The 16,188-nt window shown below is 39.3% G+C and carries 18 protein-coding genes; 9 read left to right on the top strand and 9 right to left on the bottom strand.

Going from position 1 to position 16,188, the window contains the following annotated elements; genetic code table 11:
* Window positions 1–147: 147 nt before the first annotated feature.
* The 3 genes from NXS00_RS26865 to NXS00_RS06110 form a co-directional block, all read right to left on the bottom strand.
* The gene (locus NXS00_RS26865; protein ID WP_308708648.1) at window positions 148–681 is read right to left on the bottom strand and encodes a DUF8614 domain-containing protein; all 534 of its coding nucleotides are present in this window, start codon (window positions 679–681) and stop codon (window positions 148–150) included.
* A 19-nt stretch (window positions 682–700) separates the two neighbouring features.
* Window positions 701–1,780 carry a dipeptidyl-peptidase 3 family protein gene (locus NXS00_RS06115; RefSeq protein WP_308708646.1) on the bottom strand — a complete coding sequence of 360 codons (1,080 nt, stop codon included), beginning with the start codon at window positions 1,778–1,780 and terminating at the stop codon, window positions 701–703.
* Window positions 1,781–1,882: 102 nt separating this feature from the next.
* Window positions 1,883–2,785 (bottom strand): NHL repeat-containing protein, encoded by a 903-nt coding sequence (locus NXS00_RS06110; protein ID WP_258098240.1) that lies wholly within the window; start codon window positions 2,783–2,785, stop codon window positions 1,883–1,885.
* 171 nt (window positions 2,786–2,956) lie between these two features.
* Here NXS00_RS06110 and NXS00_RS06105 point away from each other — a divergent pair, with 171 nt between their 5' ends.
* Window positions 2,957–4,579, top strand: coding sequence for a M28 family metallopeptidase (locus NXS00_RS06105; protein ID WP_258098239.1), 1,623 nt, complete (start codon window positions 2,957–2,959; stop codon window positions 4,577–4,579).
* Between the two features lie 188 nt (window positions 4,580–4,767).
* Window positions 4,768–4,950: a hypothetical protein gene (locus NXS00_RS06100; RefSeq protein ID WP_258098238.1), complete on the top strand. Its 183-nt coding sequence runs from the start codon at window positions 4,768–4,770 to the stop codon at window positions 4,948–4,950.
* Window positions 4,951–4,952: 2 nt separating this feature from the next.
* Here NXS00_RS06100 and NXS00_RS06095 read toward each other — a convergent pair whose 3' ends face one another.
* Entirely contained in the window at window positions 4,953–5,456 is a 504-nt protein-coding gene (locus tag NXS00_RS06095) for a metallophosphoesterase family protein (protein WP_258098237.1), read from the bottom strand.
* Window positions 5,457–5,469: 13 nt separating this feature from the next.
* Complete coding sequence (locus NXS00_RS06090) at window positions 5,470–5,943, bottom strand: hypothetical protein (protein WP_258098236.1); 474 nt, start codon at window positions 5,941–5,943, stop codon at window positions 5,470–5,472.
* A gap of 143 nt (window positions 5,944–6,086) precedes the next feature.
* Between NXS00_RS06090 and NXS00_RS06085 the strand changes: the two genes are divergently transcribed.
* The 5 genes from NXS00_RS06085 (at window position 6,087) to NXS00_RS06065 (ending at window position 11,986) form a co-directional block, all read left to right on the top strand.
* Window positions 6,087–6,629, top strand: a complete 543-nt coding sequence (locus tag NXS00_RS06085) for a heme NO-binding domain-containing protein (RefSeq protein ID WP_258098235.1) — start codon at window positions 6,087–6,089, stop codon at window positions 6,627–6,629.
* Entirely contained in the window at window positions 6,583–9,093 is a 2,511-nt protein-coding gene (locus NXS00_RS06080) for a PAS domain S-box protein (RefSeq protein WP_258098234.1), read from the top strand. The genes NXS00_RS06085 and NXS00_RS06080 overlap by 47 nt, the downstream gene beginning before the upstream one ends.
* A 28-nt stretch (window positions 9,094–9,121) precedes the next feature.
* Window positions 9,122–9,805, top strand: a complete 684-nt coding sequence (locus NXS00_RS06075) for a LytR/AlgR family response regulator transcription factor (protein ID WP_258098232.1) — start codon at window positions 9,122–9,124, stop codon at window positions 9,803–9,805.
* A 100-nt stretch (window positions 9,806–9,905) separates the two neighbouring features.
* Window positions 9,906–11,072, top strand: coding sequence for a glycosyltransferase family 2 protein (locus NXS00_RS06070; RefSeq protein ID WP_258098231.1), 1,167 nt, complete (start codon window positions 9,906–9,908; stop codon window positions 11,070–11,072).
* The gene (locus NXS00_RS06065) at window positions 11,069–11,986 is read left to right on the top strand and encodes a glycosyltransferase family 2 protein (RefSeq protein ID WP_258098230.1); all 918 of its coding nucleotides are present in this window, start codon (window positions 11,069–11,071) and stop codon (window positions 11,984–11,986) included. Before NXS00_RS06070 ends, NXS00_RS06065 begins: the two co-directional genes overlap by 4 nt.
* On the opposite strand, the gene NXS00_RS06060 is transcribed toward NXS00_RS06065, so the two are convergent.
* Genes NXS00_RS06060 through NXS00_RS06050 form a run of 3 tightly spaced genes read right to left on the bottom strand, consistent with a single transcriptional unit; the run spans window position 11,983 to window position 13,238 of the window.
* Window positions 11,983–12,363, bottom strand: a complete 381-nt coding sequence (locus NXS00_RS06060) for a nuclear transport factor 2 family protein (RefSeq protein ID WP_258098229.1) — start codon at window positions 12,361–12,363, stop codon at window positions 11,983–11,985. The genes NXS00_RS06065 and NXS00_RS06060 overlap by 4 nt on opposite strands.
* 34 nt (window positions 12,364–12,397) lie before the next feature.
* Entirely contained in the window at window positions 12,398–12,847 is a 450-nt protein-coding gene (locus tag NXS00_RS06055) for a VOC family protein (RefSeq protein ID WP_258098228.1), read from the bottom strand.
* Entirely contained in the window at window positions 12,840–13,238 is a 399-nt protein-coding gene (locus NXS00_RS06050) for a DoxX family protein (RefSeq protein ID WP_258098227.1), read from the bottom strand. The genes NXS00_RS06055 and NXS00_RS06050 overlap by 8 nt, the downstream gene beginning before the upstream one ends.
* 127 nt (window positions 13,239–13,365) lie before the next feature.
* Between NXS00_RS06050 and NXS00_RS06045 the strand changes: the two genes are divergently transcribed.
* Window positions 13,366–14,364: a GlxA family transcriptional regulator gene (locus NXS00_RS06045; protein WP_258098226.1), complete on the top strand. Its 999-nt coding sequence runs from the start codon at window positions 13,366–13,368 to the stop codon at window positions 14,362–14,364.
* Between the two features lie 22 nt (window positions 14,365–14,386).
* Here NXS00_RS06045 and NXS00_RS06040 read toward each other — a convergent pair whose 3' ends face one another.
* Window positions 14,387–15,082, bottom strand: coding sequence for a Dph6-related ATP pyrophosphatase (locus tag NXS00_RS06040; protein WP_258098225.1), 696 nt, complete (start codon window positions 15,080–15,082; stop codon window positions 14,387–14,389).
* Window positions 15,083–15,168: 86 nt separating this feature from the next.
* Between NXS00_RS06040 and NXS00_RS06035 the strand changes: the two genes are divergently transcribed.
* Window positions 15,169–16,188 carry a carbohydrate-binding family 9-like protein gene (locus tag NXS00_RS06035; protein WP_258098224.1) on the top strand — a complete coding sequence of 340 codons (1,020 nt, stop codon included), beginning with the start codon at window positions 15,169–15,171 and terminating at the stop codon, window positions 16,186–16,188.

Genomic DNA, 16,188 nt, shown 5'->3' with positions numbered 1-16,188 from the left:
GCAAGGGAATAATTAGTGAATAATGGGAGGTTCCAAAAATTGGGTTTTAGTTCTAGGCGAATTACTTAAAAAAGTGCGAGAAATACGTGTGATAGATATAATTATACAAACAAGCCTCAGGAAAAAGAGGCTTGTTTGTATACTATTTTAAAGTCCTAAAACTTCTGTTCCTTGCTCAAATACGATGTCTACAGGAATGTCCTGAAACTCTAGTTTGTCAAGATCAGCTTGAAGTTCTGAACCGATGATTCCTTTGTCTGATACCAGATCGGTTACACCATCGTAATCACCATTTCCTTGAAGGGTAAGGATGATTTCAGAAAGTGCGTTCATAGCGGTCTGCATTTTGTCGTAATCTACTTTGTAGGTGCCATCTTCCTGCTTAGTGAATGCACCCATTTCTTTAAAGAAATTGAAGCGGATCATGTTGGCTTTACCGTGCGCACTTGCTGCACCAAATCTTACAGATCTGAAGATCCCAGCCATAAAGGTGGTGTAGTAATCCTCTAATTGACTTTCCAATTCACCTTTTTGGTGAAGTTGCGTGATCATGTACAAGCCTAGTATATCGGCTTTGCCTTCTTCCAATGCGGAAGAGTGCTCTTTGATAGCAGAACGTACAGTTCCCTTGCCGTTGATGGTGTTTTTAATCCCCAAACCATGCGCTACTTCATGGAACATGGTGTTGCTAAAAAACGCATCAAATGTGATATGCTGGAGTGATTAATACTTTAGAGATAGGTACTAGAATCTCATCAAACTTAGCTCGCATGGCATTTTTTAACTGTAGTCTTCTAGAGCCTTTGGCAAGTTGAACTTCTTCGTCGTTTGGTAAGTTGATCGCTATGGTTTTAGGGCCAGCATTACAGTCTCCAGCATAGTAAACTACATCGTATGCGTTTAGGTCTGCATCGCTTCCGGGTTTCTCCGCTTTGTATGCATCAGGTACTGGAAGGCCAGTTTGTAGTTCAGGTAAGTAGGCTGCATATTTAGAAAGGCGATCACTCCATTGCTTATCCTTAATTAGGACATAAGCCTCATGCGCTGCCTTGTAATTGTACAAGGCATCTTCATAGTTTTCTATCGGGCCAATCACTACATCGATGCCATTGGTTTTCATGTCCATCCAGGCCATGTCAGAAGGTTGATAGTTGTCATCCAACAAAGCGTCTGCGCGTAAGGATAGATATTTCTTCAACCCTTCATCTTCTGCTAGCTCTGCGCATTCTTTCAATAGCTGAGAGACTTTCTGAACTTCCTCTGCAAACATCTCATGATAAGGAACGGTAATTAACTCACCAGCCTCATTTCTTCTGATGAAGGTGTAAAGGCTGGTTTTACCATCCAGTTCAGCAGCTTCAAACTCTTCCTTAGTCATGTCGGTAGGGTAGAAGTTAGCTCCGGCAGGTTTAGTGCCGACTCCTTCTAGAAATGCGATGTTATCATCCAGACGATCCCAAGGACCATAGTTGATTTTGATGTACTGTTTGGTAGCCTCATCTGCTGTTGCAGAAAGCAGCGAATCTTTCTTGCCATAAGCTTCATTCCAAAATAATTGATCCATGATCTGAGCTGCTTCAATCAGCTTAGGAATCATAGCTTTCTCAGATTCACTCAAAGCAGAAAGGTCAGTGGTTAGTTTGACGCTTTTATAATCCGCAAGTTTTTGTTCCATTGGTGAAGGTGTTTCTTCGATTGATTCTTCTTGTTTTTGGGTTGGCTGACTACAGGCAAATGCTAGTAGTAAGGATCCAGCCAACAATTTGGATAGTTGATTCATAGTTTATTTAGGGTTAAGATTTGATCCATCTAAGTTACCCATTTGGACACAAAAAAAGCGCCTGTTAGAGCAGGCGCTAGTGTCGTTTTATGCTGATTTATATCAATTGCTCAATTTGTACGCAACTACCTGATTACCAAAGAAAGTAGGTACGAAAACAGTTTTGCTAGTTGAATGATATTCGATATCAGCGGCGTTTGCTCCTGCGTCTTTTGTATCCAATAATTTGGTTTTGGTCCAGTCTGCCGTAACGTAGTACACTTCACCATTCCAGTTCGAAACCAGGAAGTCTTTTTCGTCTACCATTTCAACTCCATCACCACCTGGAATGGAATCAACGACCATTTCAATTTCTGAAGTAGCCATATTGATCTTTTTAAAGTTGCCTTCACCAAATGTCGCCAGCATTAAGACATCATCCATGTAATACAATCCATTTGGGCCGCCAAGAGATTCGCTTTCCAACCATGTGGAAAGAACTCCTTGTTGCGAAAGCATGTGTATTTTGTTGGTATTGGAATCGGAGAAATAGACATTACCATTGCCATCTACCGTTGCATCATTTAAGAACTGAGCGCCTTCTACTGGCACTCGTTTAGTAATTTCACCACTTGTTCTGTCGATAATGACAATTTCATCAATGTTGGTTACATATAGGTTATTGCCAAACAAAGCCATACCTTTTGGAGCATCAAGGCCAGTTACCCATTTCAGTTCTATAACCGAGCCATCTTCTGGTGAAACTTTAGCGATGAATCCATCTTCATCCTGAGCAGCAGGAGGTACTCCATTGATGCAGGAAACATATAAGATTCCAGAATCATAATCATACAATACGGACTCGGAAGTGGATAGAATAGTGTCTGACTCCCACAGCTTTTCAAGAGTTGGTGTTACTGTTTCTGATACTGCTACTTCCGTTTCAGAAGAAGATTCTTCATTGGATTTTGGTTGGCTGCAAGCGATAACTAGCAGTGCCAAACTTAGATTTAATAGGTATTTCATAGTATTTAGGTATTTGTATTGGTTTATAGCTTGGAAATCAATGAGTAGACGATTTTGTTATGAATTGTTACTGAAAATTACCGTTCGTATATGAATTTATCATTTAGTAGAGAAGAATTTTTAGTGTCCATAAAAAATCACCAAATTCAGGTTTCGAATAAAATTAAACCTATGAAGAAGTTAACCTATTTATCCATGGTCATGGCTTTGGCAGCCTGCCAACCAAAGGAAAGTGTCAGTGAAGAAACAGAGCTGATAGACACAGTGGCAATAGCCAGTCATATCGAAACTTTGGCTTCCGATGAGTTTATGGGTAGAAAACCATTTACTGTTGGTGAAGAAAAAACGATCGCATATATCGCCGATCAATTCAAAAGTTTTGGTTTAAAGCCGGGTAATGGGGATAGTTATTTTCAGCAAGTGCCTTTGGTGGAGTTGGATGCTAAACCATCAGAAACCATGCTGATCTCTGGTGGTAAGGAGGCGGTAGAATTAAAAGTAGGAGAAGATTTTGTTGCTTACAGCGAACGAGTAGAGCCAATCAATGAGTTGAAAGATTCAGAGGTCGTTTTTGCAGGTTATGGTGTAGTCGCTCCAGAATACGGCTGGAATGACTATGAAGGGCTGGATGTAAAAGGTAAAACAGTCGTAGTGTTGGTCAATGATCCGGGTTTTGGATCGGAAGATTCTACGCTATTCAAAGGTAAGACAATGACGTATTATGGTCGTTGGACATATAAATATGAGGAGGCTGCTCGTCAGGGTGCGGCAGCTTGTTTGATTGTTCATGAAACGATTCCTGCTGGTTATGGTTGGTCGGTCGTGAAGAATTCCTGGTCAGGAGCCAGTCTGTATCTGGATCAGACGGGAGATGCGTATAAGCCGGTTGTACAGGGTTGGATTACCCGTGATGCAGCCATTAAAATGTTCGAAGCGACAGATGTGGATATGAAAGGCTTCGTTGAGCGATCTAGAAGTGCCGATTTTGAGCCTATTCCATTGAACCTAACTGCAACTGTTACTGTGGAGAATGGAATTAAGAAATCAACTTCTAATAATGTCATTGCAGTAAAAGAAGGGACTACTAAAGCGGACGAATTTGTCCTGTATTCAGCTCACTGGGATCATCTAGGTGTAGGTCCTGTGGTGGATGGTGATAGTATCTACAATGGTGCACATGATAATGCATCAGGTTCGGCGGCCTTGTTGGGCATTGCAGAGGCTTTTTCAAAATCGGGAGATACTGAGCGAAGTGTGATTTTCTTGGCCGTAACCGCTGAAGAACAAGGATTGCTTGGATCAAAATATTATGCAGAGAATCCGATTTATCCGGTTGCTAAAACGGTAGCGAACATCAACATGGACGGTTTACCATTTTATGGTTTCATGAAGGATTTGACGATAGTTGGTTATGGACAGTCAGAACTGGATGATTTGGCAACCGGCCTGGCTGAAAAGCAAGGAAGATATGTGATCCCAGATCCAGCTCCTGGAAAAGGTTATTTCTTCCGTTCAGATCATTTTCAGTTTGCAAAAGTGGGTGTGCCAGCGATTTTCGCTTATGGTTCTTATGAGCACCTAACCAAAGGTGTTGAGTTCATTGAAAACAAGATCGTAGAATTCGAAACGAATGCCTACCACCGTCCAGCTGATGAGGTTACTCCAGCTTGGGAGTATGGTGGGATTTACCAAGATGTCTCTCTTTTCTATGAAATGGGATTGCAATTGGCTAATTCAGACAAATGGCCAAAATGGAAAGAAGGATCAGAGTTTAAGTCTATTCGAGAGAAATAATTTTTGAAGATTTATAACGAATAGGTCTCAAATGATGATTAGTAAGGGTTTGAGACCTGTTTTTTATTCAAAATGGCTGATATTTTTTCACTTTGAATGAAGTGTGTGACAGTTAATGGCATTGTTAATGATTTTGACTATTTGGCAACGTTTTTGATAAAGGAGTTGAAACATCCTTTTTTACACACATGGTTATTCAAAACTTAGATTATCCAAATTATCAAGCCTTGATTTACATCATTGAAAAGAAGCAAACCAACAGAGTGATAACCACTTCGGAACTACAGAAAATAACGGAGTTGGCTACTGAAAATGGTATCAGTCGAGAGGAGGTAAAAGAACTCATGGACCTGATGGAAGTAGTCTATTAATCTTACTTCAAAGCTCCTCTTTTTCCCAATTCTATCACTTCCAGGTTTTTAGGTTTTCCATTTTCCAGATCAAACCTCAATAGCGTTTTCATCTGATGAAAGCCGTGAATTCCTGCAGCTCCTGGATTCATGAAAAGCAAGTTGTTTTCATGGTCAGGCTGTACTTTAAGGATGTGTGAGTGCCCACAAATCAATAGGTTCGGTTGGTGCTCTTTGATGAGTTTCTTAACTCTCGCATTGTACTTTGGTGGCTTACCAGCTATGTGAGTCATCAAGACTTTAACTCCTTCTCTTACGATGATCTGGTTTTCTGGAGCAGCGGCCTGTATAGATGTATCATCTATATTTCCGTAAACAGCAACAGTCGGTTTGAAAGCATCCAATTGCTCCAATAATGACAAAGTGCCGATATCTCCGGCATGCCATATCTCGTCTACTTCATGGAAATACTGAAACACTTTTTCATCCAAATAGCTATGGGTATCTGAAATAAGGCCAATTTTCATAGTTGCAAACCTACTAGAAAACCAATGCGATGCCTACTCCGGAAGAAGCAGGTTTAAGTTGCAATCCAACTTTTTTAGGTTCTTGATATCCGTTGTTATAGTACTCTGCGGCTTGTCTTGCTTTATGCAGGAATACACGATTGAGGACAAACGACCCGACCACTACGCCTATGCCTGCATAAGTCAGGTTGAGATTGGGTTCTTTATCAAACTGAAGTTGCCAAAGTGGCCAGGTAGATAATACTGTTCCCGTAGCATTTAATAAGGAGTTGGAAATGTAGATTGCTGCAAGAGGCTTGGTGTATTGATCCATCAAAGGATCGTCTGCCAGAAATTCGATGAACTGTTGATTCGATAAAGTGAATCCACATTTTTTAATGACAGTCTTTTTAAATAAACCTTTACGTTCGATTTGAAAAGGCACTTCTTGTGCCGAACATACGGTAACTAGGATTAGTAAGAACGTTGGTAATAGGAGTTTCTTCATTTTTAGCTCGTAGCAATACAAATTTAGCACTATTCTCTCTTCAAAAATGCTTATCTTAAACATTCTACCAATTAGCGAAGACAATTGTCCAACTATCGATAAAACCCATGGAGCTATAGAGCTTCAATATTAATTTGTAAGATATGAGAGGAATAGTCTTTACCGAACTACTAGAATTAGTCGAAAATAAATTTGGCTATGAAACTGTAGATAAAGTATTACAAAAAGCAAAGCCAATCACATCCGATGCCTATACATCGGTAGGTTCTTATCCACATAGAGAACTTGTATCGATACTAGTGGAGTTATCTCAAGAGCTTGATATGAGCATAGGAGATTTGATGGAGCTTTATGGTCATCATTTGTTTGGAGTGTTTGGTCAGAGGTATTCATCCCTTTTCATTCCGGGTATCGATGCCTTTACATTTCTGGCGAGCGTTGAAGACCATATACATCCGGAAGTATTGAAACTTTATCCGGATGCAGAATTGCCAAAATTTGACATTGAATCAAAGGATCATTCCGAATTGATTATGGTATATCACTCCAAAAGAAAAATGGGTGATTTTGCTCTTGGATTGATCAAAGGATGTCTGGAGTATTTTGATGAGCAGGCAGATATACTAATGGAAAAACTCAATGATGATGCAACCACAGTTAGATTCACCATCCGTAGAAGAGCTTAATCTTCAAATAGAGATACTGAAGAGACGGGTAGCAAGAGAACGTGCTGCCAGGTCGTCCGCAGAGCTTCTTCTAGAACAAAAGTCATTGGAACTATATAAGTCCAACAGGGACCTGATGCGCCTCAATGAAACACTTGAATGGAGAGTGTCTGAGCGGACAAATACACTATCATCTTTAATACAGAGTTTCCATGCAGGGATTTTGCTGGAAGACGAGCATCGAAATATTATCCTGACCAATGAGCTATTCTTGACGCAATTTAATATTGATGAGGATCCAGCCAATTTAGTTGGTATGAATTGTTCATCCTTTTTAACTGATGTTGCTAGTCTGTTTGAAGACTCTGAATCATTTAAAGTACGTGTAGATGAACTTCAGAGAAATCAGGAGAAAGTGGTGAATGAAATTGTCAAAATGAAGAATGGCAGGGTCTTTAGTAGAGATTACGTGCCAACTTTTGTTGACGATAAATATGTAGGTCATCTGTGGAAATACAGGGATATCACGGAAAATTATACTACTGAACAACGAATAAAATATTCTGAAGAGAAATATCGAGGGATCATCGAGAACATGGAGCTGGGTTTACTAGAGGTAGATACAGATCATAGGATTATCAGAGCGTATGATCGATTCTGTGAAATGACTGGCTACAGTTCAGAGGAATTAAAAGGACAAAATGCCCTTGAATTGTTGCTGCCAGAGGAGTACCAGGGAGCCATGACTGAGCAAGATAAGAAACGTGCTAGTGGCAAACAGGGCATTTATGAAATAGAACTTAAACGAAAAAGTGGAGAACGAATGTGGGTGCTAATTAGTGGTGCTCCATTTTATAACTCAGAAGGTAACATCGACGGATCCATTGGTATACATTATGATATAACAGATCGCAAACGCCTGGAAGCTGAGTTAAGACAAGCCAGAGAAATAGCCGAAAAGGCGAGAATGGCTGAGAAGGAGTTTTTGGCTAACATGAGTCATGAGATCAGAAATCCAATCAACGCGATTGCCGGGTTGACCAACTTATTTTATGATACCAACCTGAAACCTGATCAACTAGAGCTTTTAGATAATATCAAGTATTCCGCTGACATTTTGTTGGGTCTATTATCTGACATACTTGATATTTCGAAGATTGAATCCGGTAAAATGGAATTGAATGAGAAGCAGCTTCCATTAGCCGCGAGTGTTAAAGCTTTGGTTCAAACTTATAAATTCCGAAATAACAACCAGGTGAAGTTCAACGTTACTATTGATCCTAAGATTGATTTTGATGTTGTTGCTGATCAAACTATCTTGAATCAAATACTGCTTAACCTTATAGGTAACGCTGCGAAGTTTACGGAGGCTGGTGAAATATGTACTACTCTCGAGTTAATCGAAGAAATAGGAAACCATGTTAATATTCGATTTTCAGTAAGAGACACAGGAATTGGAATAGATGAAGATCAGCTTCAGACCATCTTTGAAAGTTTCAAACAAGGAAGTAAGCAGACCAAGCTGAGATATGGAGGTACCGGATTGGGACTTTCTATCGTTAAGCGATTGGTCAATATGTACAAAGGAGATATTCATGTTACGAGTGAAGTTGGTAAAGGCTCTGAATTTTCCTTTAATATGATTTTTGTGAAAAGAACTGAGCAACAGAAAATAACAGATCAAAGAATATATAGTGAGATGCTTCCTGATAGTATAAACCATGTATTGATTGTTGAGGATAATAAGATCAATCAACAATATTTAATAGGGCTGCTGAATAAATGGGAAATCACTTATGATTTAGCGAATCATGGTGGAGAAGCAGTGGAGTTAATAAAATCCAATACCTATGATTTAATTCTGATGGATATCCGAATGCCAGTGATGGACGGCTATGAAACAACCATTCGTATCCGAAGCATGGAGCACAATACCAATCAGAACATACCCATTATTGCGCTGACTGCCTCAGCATTGGTCGATGAGAAAGAAAAGGCGATATCAGCTGGGATGAATCATCACCTCAGTAAACCATTCTCTCCTGAGCAATTGCTTAATATTTTTGAACAATTGACTGAATCGGATGCTAATAGTTCACTAGGTGGTCACAGTACTTTCCAATTTTCAAATGAACTAGATATACAATATTTGGATTCGTTCTATATGGGTGATTTTGAAAGAGCCCATCTGATGTTTCAGATATTTTTGGATAACATTAATAGTGAATTAGATAAACTTAAACAGCATTTTGATTCGGAAAACTGGTCAGAGTTAGTTACATTGGCACATAGGATAAAGCCAAACTTTGTAATGGTAGGTCTAGGAAAACTTACCGATCAAATGCTGGAAATTGAACAAGCAGGAAAAAGATCAGACATCAATTCCATTAGACAGCTTGTTCCGGCATTTATAAAAGAATTTGAAGCAACACATCAACTGGTAGCAAACGAACGGGCTAGATTATCCGAATGGTTAAGTAATTAGTGCTTTATAAAAAGTAAGCTATCAAAACATGAAATGTCTCATAGTAGAAGATGACCAAATGGCTCGAGCGTCCATTGAGCTAATGTGTCAAAAAATTGATGATCTAGAGGTTGTTGGTTCGTTTGATAATGGATTGGATGCCTTAAAGCTTATCAAATCAGTGGAAATTGATGTCCTGTTGCTGGATATTCAAATGCCGGATTTCAGTGGTCTGGATTTAATAAAAAGTCTTGAGAAAAAACCACAAATCATACTAACAACTGGTCATGCAGAATATGCTGTAGAGGCTTTTGAACATCACGTCACCGATTTTTTAACCAAGCCAGTTGAGCTTCCACGGTTGTTGAAAGCACTCGACCATGCGAGACAAAACTTGTCTTCATCTTCTGGTTCTGAAGAAATGAGCGAACTATTCATTAAAGTGGATGGTAGATACGTTAGGCTTGATTTGGAAGATGTACTGTATGTAGAATCACTTGGTGATTACGTGACTTTCAGAACGTCCAAAGAGAAGTATATCGTGCATAGTACACTGAAGAATATTGATGACAAAATCAAGAATAGCAAGTTCTTAAAGGTTCACCGATCATACATTGTAAATCTGTCCAAAGTAGTGGATATCGAAGAAACAAACATGGTAATAGCCGATAAGGTGATTCCTGTGAGTAGAGCGCATAAGCCTATCTTGATGAATAAGATCAAAACAATTTAACGTTCATTTCAGTCAAAAATCTTTTAATAATTGTTGATTAACGAAAACTAGCCAATTGCTCCTGTCAGTAGGTCTACTTTAGTAAAAAAAAGATAGACCTATGGAGACTTCAGCCATCATTTTTGTGATCTGTTTATTTATTGTTTTTTACAGCTATTTAGGATACGGTATTCTACTCGGTGTGCTAGTCAGATTTTTTGGTAAAAAGCCAAAATTTGAAGAAGTATCAGACGAGTTATTACCTGATGTGGCGTTTGTAGTAGCAGCATTTAATGAACAGGATATTATCATAAACAAGATCGAGAACACTCTTGATCTTAATTACCCACAGGACAAACTACATCTATACTTTGTGACTGATGGGTCTGATGATTTGACGGCTAAAATCGTTGGCTTATTTCCACAAGTACATGTTTTACATCAAGATGCCAGAAAGGGCAAACTTTCTGCAGTAGATCGAGTAATGAAGTTGGTGAAGGAGCCTATTACCATTTTCACCGATGCAAATGCTATGATTAATAAGGATGGCGTTCTCAACATGGTTCGTCATTTTCAGAATCAGCAAGTAGGGGCTGTTGCAGGAGAAAAGTGTGTGGCTATGGAAGATGATGCAGCTAGTGCTGGAGAAGGAATCTATTGGAAATACGAGTCCTTGCTGAAAAAGTGGGACTACAGCCTACACTCTGTAGTGGGTGCTGCTGGTGAGCTGTTTGCTATTAGAACGGAATTATATGAAAAGCCAGAGCCTGATACATTAATTGAAGACTTTGTGATGACCATGCGTATTTCTGCACAGGGATATCGTGTGGCATATGAGCCAAAAGCACAAGCCGTGGAATCGTCTTCGGAATCTCTAGAGGAGGAGATGAAGCGTAAAGTACGAATCTCTGCCGGAGGTATACAGGCGATCATTCGTTTGGCTTACGTCCTGAATCCATTTAAATATGGAGTATTAACATTTCAATATGTGTCTCATCGTGTGTTGAGATGGACATTAGCTCCATTATCCTTGATGCTGCTTTTTGTGACCAATATTTTCTTGTTAGAAACGGGGCATTGGTTTTGGATGTTGACCATGACTGGACAAGCTGCATTTTACATTGCTGCAATTGCCGGGTGGTATTTGGAAGCATCTAATATCCGAGTGAAGGCTCTTTTTGTACCGCTTTACTTTACATTCATGAACCTCAATGTATACCTGGGGCTAATTAAACTGATGTCAGGTAATCAGTCAGTGGTGTGGTCAAAGGCAAAGAGAAAGTCATGAGTAAAGTTTCCATCATCACAGTCAATTACAACCAGCCTGAGGTTACACTCGAACTGTTGGAATCATTAAGGAACCAAGACTATCAGGATCTGGAGGTCATAGTAGTGGATAATGGTTCTAAAGTGGATCCGTCCAAAATGATTCAATTGGGTTACCCTGAGGTAAAAGTCATCCGAAGTGAAAAAAATCTCGGTTTTGCCGGAGGAAATAACTTAGGTATACGTGAAGCTTCTGGGGATTATCTATTCTTTTTAAATAATGATACTGAAGTGCCACTACAATCCATTCGGGCATTGGTGGCTGCATTGGAGAGGTTTCCTGATGCTGGAGTGGTCAGCCCAATTATCAACTATTTTGATCAGCCAGGGTTGACCCAATATGCGGGTTATACAGAAATTAATTCATTGACAGGTCGCAATCATGCGATAGGTCATAAACAACAAGTGCAACCTAAAATGAAGGTCTCTGATACACATTATGCACATGGTGCAGCCATGATGGTTCGCCGAGAGGTGATTGAAACTGTGGGTATGATGCCTGAAAATTACTTTCTTTACTATGAAGAGTTGGACTGGGGAGCACAAATCAAACGTGCTGGCTACAAAATTAAGGTAGTAGAGTCGGTGTATATTTTGCATAAAGAGTCTGTGTCTACTGGTAAATCCTCACCTTTAAAGACCTATTTTCAAACAAGGAACAGAATGTTGTTCATGAGGAGGAATATGGGACTCATTCAAAAAGCCATTTTCTACCTATTCTTCTTGACGGTGGCTCTCCCTAAAAATCTTATTGTCTATGCGTTAAGAAGAGAACTGGATCATTTGAAGTCTTACTGGAATGGTACCATGTGGAATTTCAAGAATGATGTCCATAGTCAGCAAATTGGCTATATCTATGAGTCGTTAAGGAACTAAGATGCTTGTACCTTGATGATGAATGATTTGATCTTTTTAATGACTTGCTTACCGGCACTCACAAATTCATAAGCATCGCAGAATTCATATTTATTGTCAGCATCCATGATCATTTCACCAAGAAGTACAGCTTCTTTTCCATGAGTGATGATTTGATGAATGACTAGTGATTGAGGCGGAAATTCTGACATTCCTTTTACGGCAGCACATAGTGCATTGCTTCCTGTGATCATCTCGTTACCGATAATATTCCACTGGATGTCTGATGCACTATGAGCTTTTAGAAAATCAAGATTTTCATCAAAGAAAGCCATGTTGTAGTCCAGAAGGAATTGTTTTTTGGTTGAGTTGTAATCACATTTTATCTCGACTTTCATAGAATTTCATCGGTTAGTATATAATTGATAATCATTAGGAGTTGTATGCTGCTTCCAGGTCGGCGATTATGAGCTTTTTCATCTTTAGCATGGTTTCTGTCACTCGTTGTACCTGAAAAGAATTACCCGAGGACATTAGCTCTAAAAATCGTTTGGGAATAACTTGCCAGGACAAGCCGTATTTGTCCTTGCACCAGCTACACATACTTTCCTCGCCACCATTCTGGGTAAATGCATTCCAATAGAAATCTACTTCTTGTTGATCATCGCAGAGTATCTGAAAGGAAATTGCTTCAGAAAATTTGAACTTTGGGCCACCATTTAGTGCGACGAATGAATTACCGTCCAGCTCAAAAGAAGCTATGAGAGGTGATGAGGACGTTATTTTTGAATTAGGAAAAATAGAACAGTAAAATTCTGCCGCTTCTTTGGCTTGATTGTCAAACCAAAGGCAAGGTATGATAGGGGTTTGTAGTTTACTCATTACCTGAAGAAGTTGGATTGAGTAAGAATGTCTTTAATGCAGGGTATCTTAATATTAATCCACCCCACATTAAAATGCTGAGATAAATTGGAAATAAAATGTGTGAGAAAAGTGGTTGATCAAGTCTGAAGTTAGTGACTATTGCCCCACCAAAGTAACCTGTGAGTAATACTGCTCCGATTACAGACGTTTTAGGGATGATATAACAAAGCGTGGCTATGAATCCGATAATACCGATTGGAAGAATTTGAGATTCATGAAAACCTAATTTCACAGTGGCTTCAATAACTTCATCAGGTTGAATAAATTTCATGATAGAATCAAAAAGCATGAAAAGTATCAAGAGTCCACTCATGATCATGCCGGGAATAGATTTGTGCTTAGTTGTCATATAGAATTTAGATTTAGATAATTCAAAATTGTGGTTTTTCTTCGATTCACTAAATGTGTCTATGCGAACGATTAAAGGGTTGATTGCGACAAACAATTCTGATATCTTGCATTAACTACTTTTAGCTATGAAACATGTTTCTATCCTCGTTCCGAAGGGGCAATACAGTATTGTCAATATCGCAGGAGCATTCCAGATTCTAAATTGGGCAAACGATGTGTATGCTCAGCAGACCAGACAACATTTATTTAAAGTGGAATTTGTAGGACATTCCAGGCCTGCACAGGATGCGGAGGGTTTTTACACTGTCACTCCCCCAAAAACAATAGAAGAGGTTACTAAAACGGATCTCATTATTGTTCCTGCAGTGCATGGTGATCTTAGGGAAGGGATAGATAAGAATGCAGAAGTCATCGAATGGGTGGCGAAACAGTATAATCAAGGAGCTGAAATAGCGGCTTTTTGTATCGGGGCATTTTTACTTGCAGAAACAGGAATACTTGATGGTAAAACATGTTCTACCCATTGGGGACATGCTCAGGACCTGCAGGACATGTTTCCAAAAGTGAAAGTAGAAGCGGAGAATATCGTTTCCATAAGTGATGGCATCTATACGAGTGGTGGTGCATATGCTTTCACCAATTTGGTGATTTATCTGATTGAGCGATATGGAGGAAGGGAGTTGGCATTGATGACAGCCAAAGCATTTATGATTGATGTAGATAAGAACAATCAATCGCTCTATATGATATTTAATGGTCAGAAGAATCATGGTGATGAAATGGTCTTAAAGGTGCAGGAACATATCGAGAAACATTTCAAGTCACCTGTTTCAGTAGCAGAACTTGCAGATGACCGGGCAACAAATAGAAGAACATTAGAGCGTCGTTTTAAATCAGCGACTGGAAATTCTGTAATTCAATATCTTCAAAGGGTGCGAGTAGAACGCGCGAAGAAAATATTGGAGCAAGGATCTAAATCTGTCACTGACGCCATGTTTGATTCAGGCTATTCTGATGCCAAATCTTTCCGTGAGGTGTTTAGAAAATATGTAGGTGTAAGTCCATTGGAGTACAAGCGTAAGTTTGTCAAAGAGGATAAGAAGGTTGATGTAACTACTTACTAAATTTTGCGGGCATTAAGTTGAACTAGTTATTCAATACGATATCACAGAAACCAAAGGAAATCGTAGCTTCTTTAGAAGACGGATTTGGGTATTCACGAATCACTTTTTCTCCAATGGAGAAAGGTATTGGTTCATTGAATAAAGGGCCATCATAGCAAAAGGTATGAAACTCTCCATTTTCACCACACGGATCAACATCTGACGGGAGCTGATTGATTAACTCATGCGTGATCGTTTGTCCTAAAAATGACTCATCCAAGTTGTTTAGATTAGCACAAACGATTACAGCCTTGTATCCTAATTCAAGGAATTCTTTGATTAGCGCCTTGGTGTCTTTCAACCATAATGGGAACAAAGGCGCGATTTCAAGAGGTTTTAGCATTTGCTCACGATATTGTTTGAGATCTTCCAGGAAGATATCTCCAAACACCGTCTGATCATATCCAGCAGATTTAAGTTGGTGCAGTTTATTATTCATCAATTCATTATAGTCTTCCATCGAGGGGTTTTCTGGAACCACTAGAAGATCTAATGGCAGCTCTATTGCACTAGCCTGAGCTTCTAGCACATTGATAGGGAGGCCATGCATGCTCACTCTGTTGTAGTGGCCATTGACAGTTGTCAGTAGCAAATCGATGGTGATGTTTTGTTCTTTCAAATAGTGAAGAGCTAACATGGAATCCTTGCCACTACTCCAGTTGAAATATGTTTTGTGCATGCTTGGTCAGTTGTAAAAAGATGTAAAGTTAAAGGAAGCTACTTTGACAAAAGTGGTTACCAATGTTGGTGGTATATCTTTACCACATGAGAATAGGTTTTATCCCATTGATATTTTGTGTTTCATCTGTTGTATTTGGTCAGGAGAATCAACCCAGAACTTACATTGCTTCTTATGCTGCTTCTCCTGTAGTAGTAGATGGAGAGCATGAAGACGAATGGTTAAATGCGGCATGGTCAGAGGATTTTGTTGATATAGAGGGCGTTAAAAAAACTGCACATCGCACTCAAATGAAAATGATGTGGGACAGTACCTACTTGTACTTTTATGCTTCACTTCAAGAACCTCATGTTTGGGGTGATATTACGGAGAGAGATCAGGTGATTTTTTATAATAATGATTTTGAAATTTTCATTGATCCAGACGGAGATACACATAATTACATGGAGTTTGAAATGAATGCACTGAATACCGTGTGGGATTTATTCCTAACTAAACCGTATAGAAATGGCCCCAGAGTAATTGATAATTGGGATATCAAAGGCATAAAAACCGCAGTTAAAATCAATGGTACGTTGAATGATCCTTCAGATATAGATGAGGGTTGGAGTGTGGAAATAGCCATGCCCTGGAGCGCCTTACTTGAAGCAACTACAAATAGACTGCCTGTGAATGACTATTGGCGGATCAATTTTAGCCGTGTTAATTGGGATTATGAGTTGATCGATAACCAATATCGACGCAAAAAGGATGATGAGGGAAAGTTTTTGCCAGAATACAATTGGGTTTGGAGTCCCCAGGGAGTTATTAATATGCACGAGCCAGAACATTGGGGATTTGTTTACTTCGCTCAAAAGAAGACTGACTTCAATGCGCCTTATGAAGAGCTACTCAGAGAAAAACTTTACGAAGTGTACAGAAGCGTACATGAGCGGAAGTTGATTTTGGATGATTCCGACTATTTTGCAATTTCGTTTCAGACTCAAGAAATACCCGTTCATTTTAAGCGACACTTGACCGGGTGGAATATCTGGATCGAAATCCCCAATACCGAAAAGCGCATCATCATCAAAGAAGATGGTGAATCTATTATTTCTATTAATTAA

The organism is Marinoscillum pacificum, from assembly GCF_024714495.1.
In the GTDB taxonomy this organism is placed as follows: Bacteria; Bacteroidota; Bacteroidia; order Cytophagales; family Cyclobacteriaceae; genus Marinoscillum; species Marinoscillum pacificum.
This window is presented reverse-complemented; position numbering and strand designations above follow the sequence as displayed.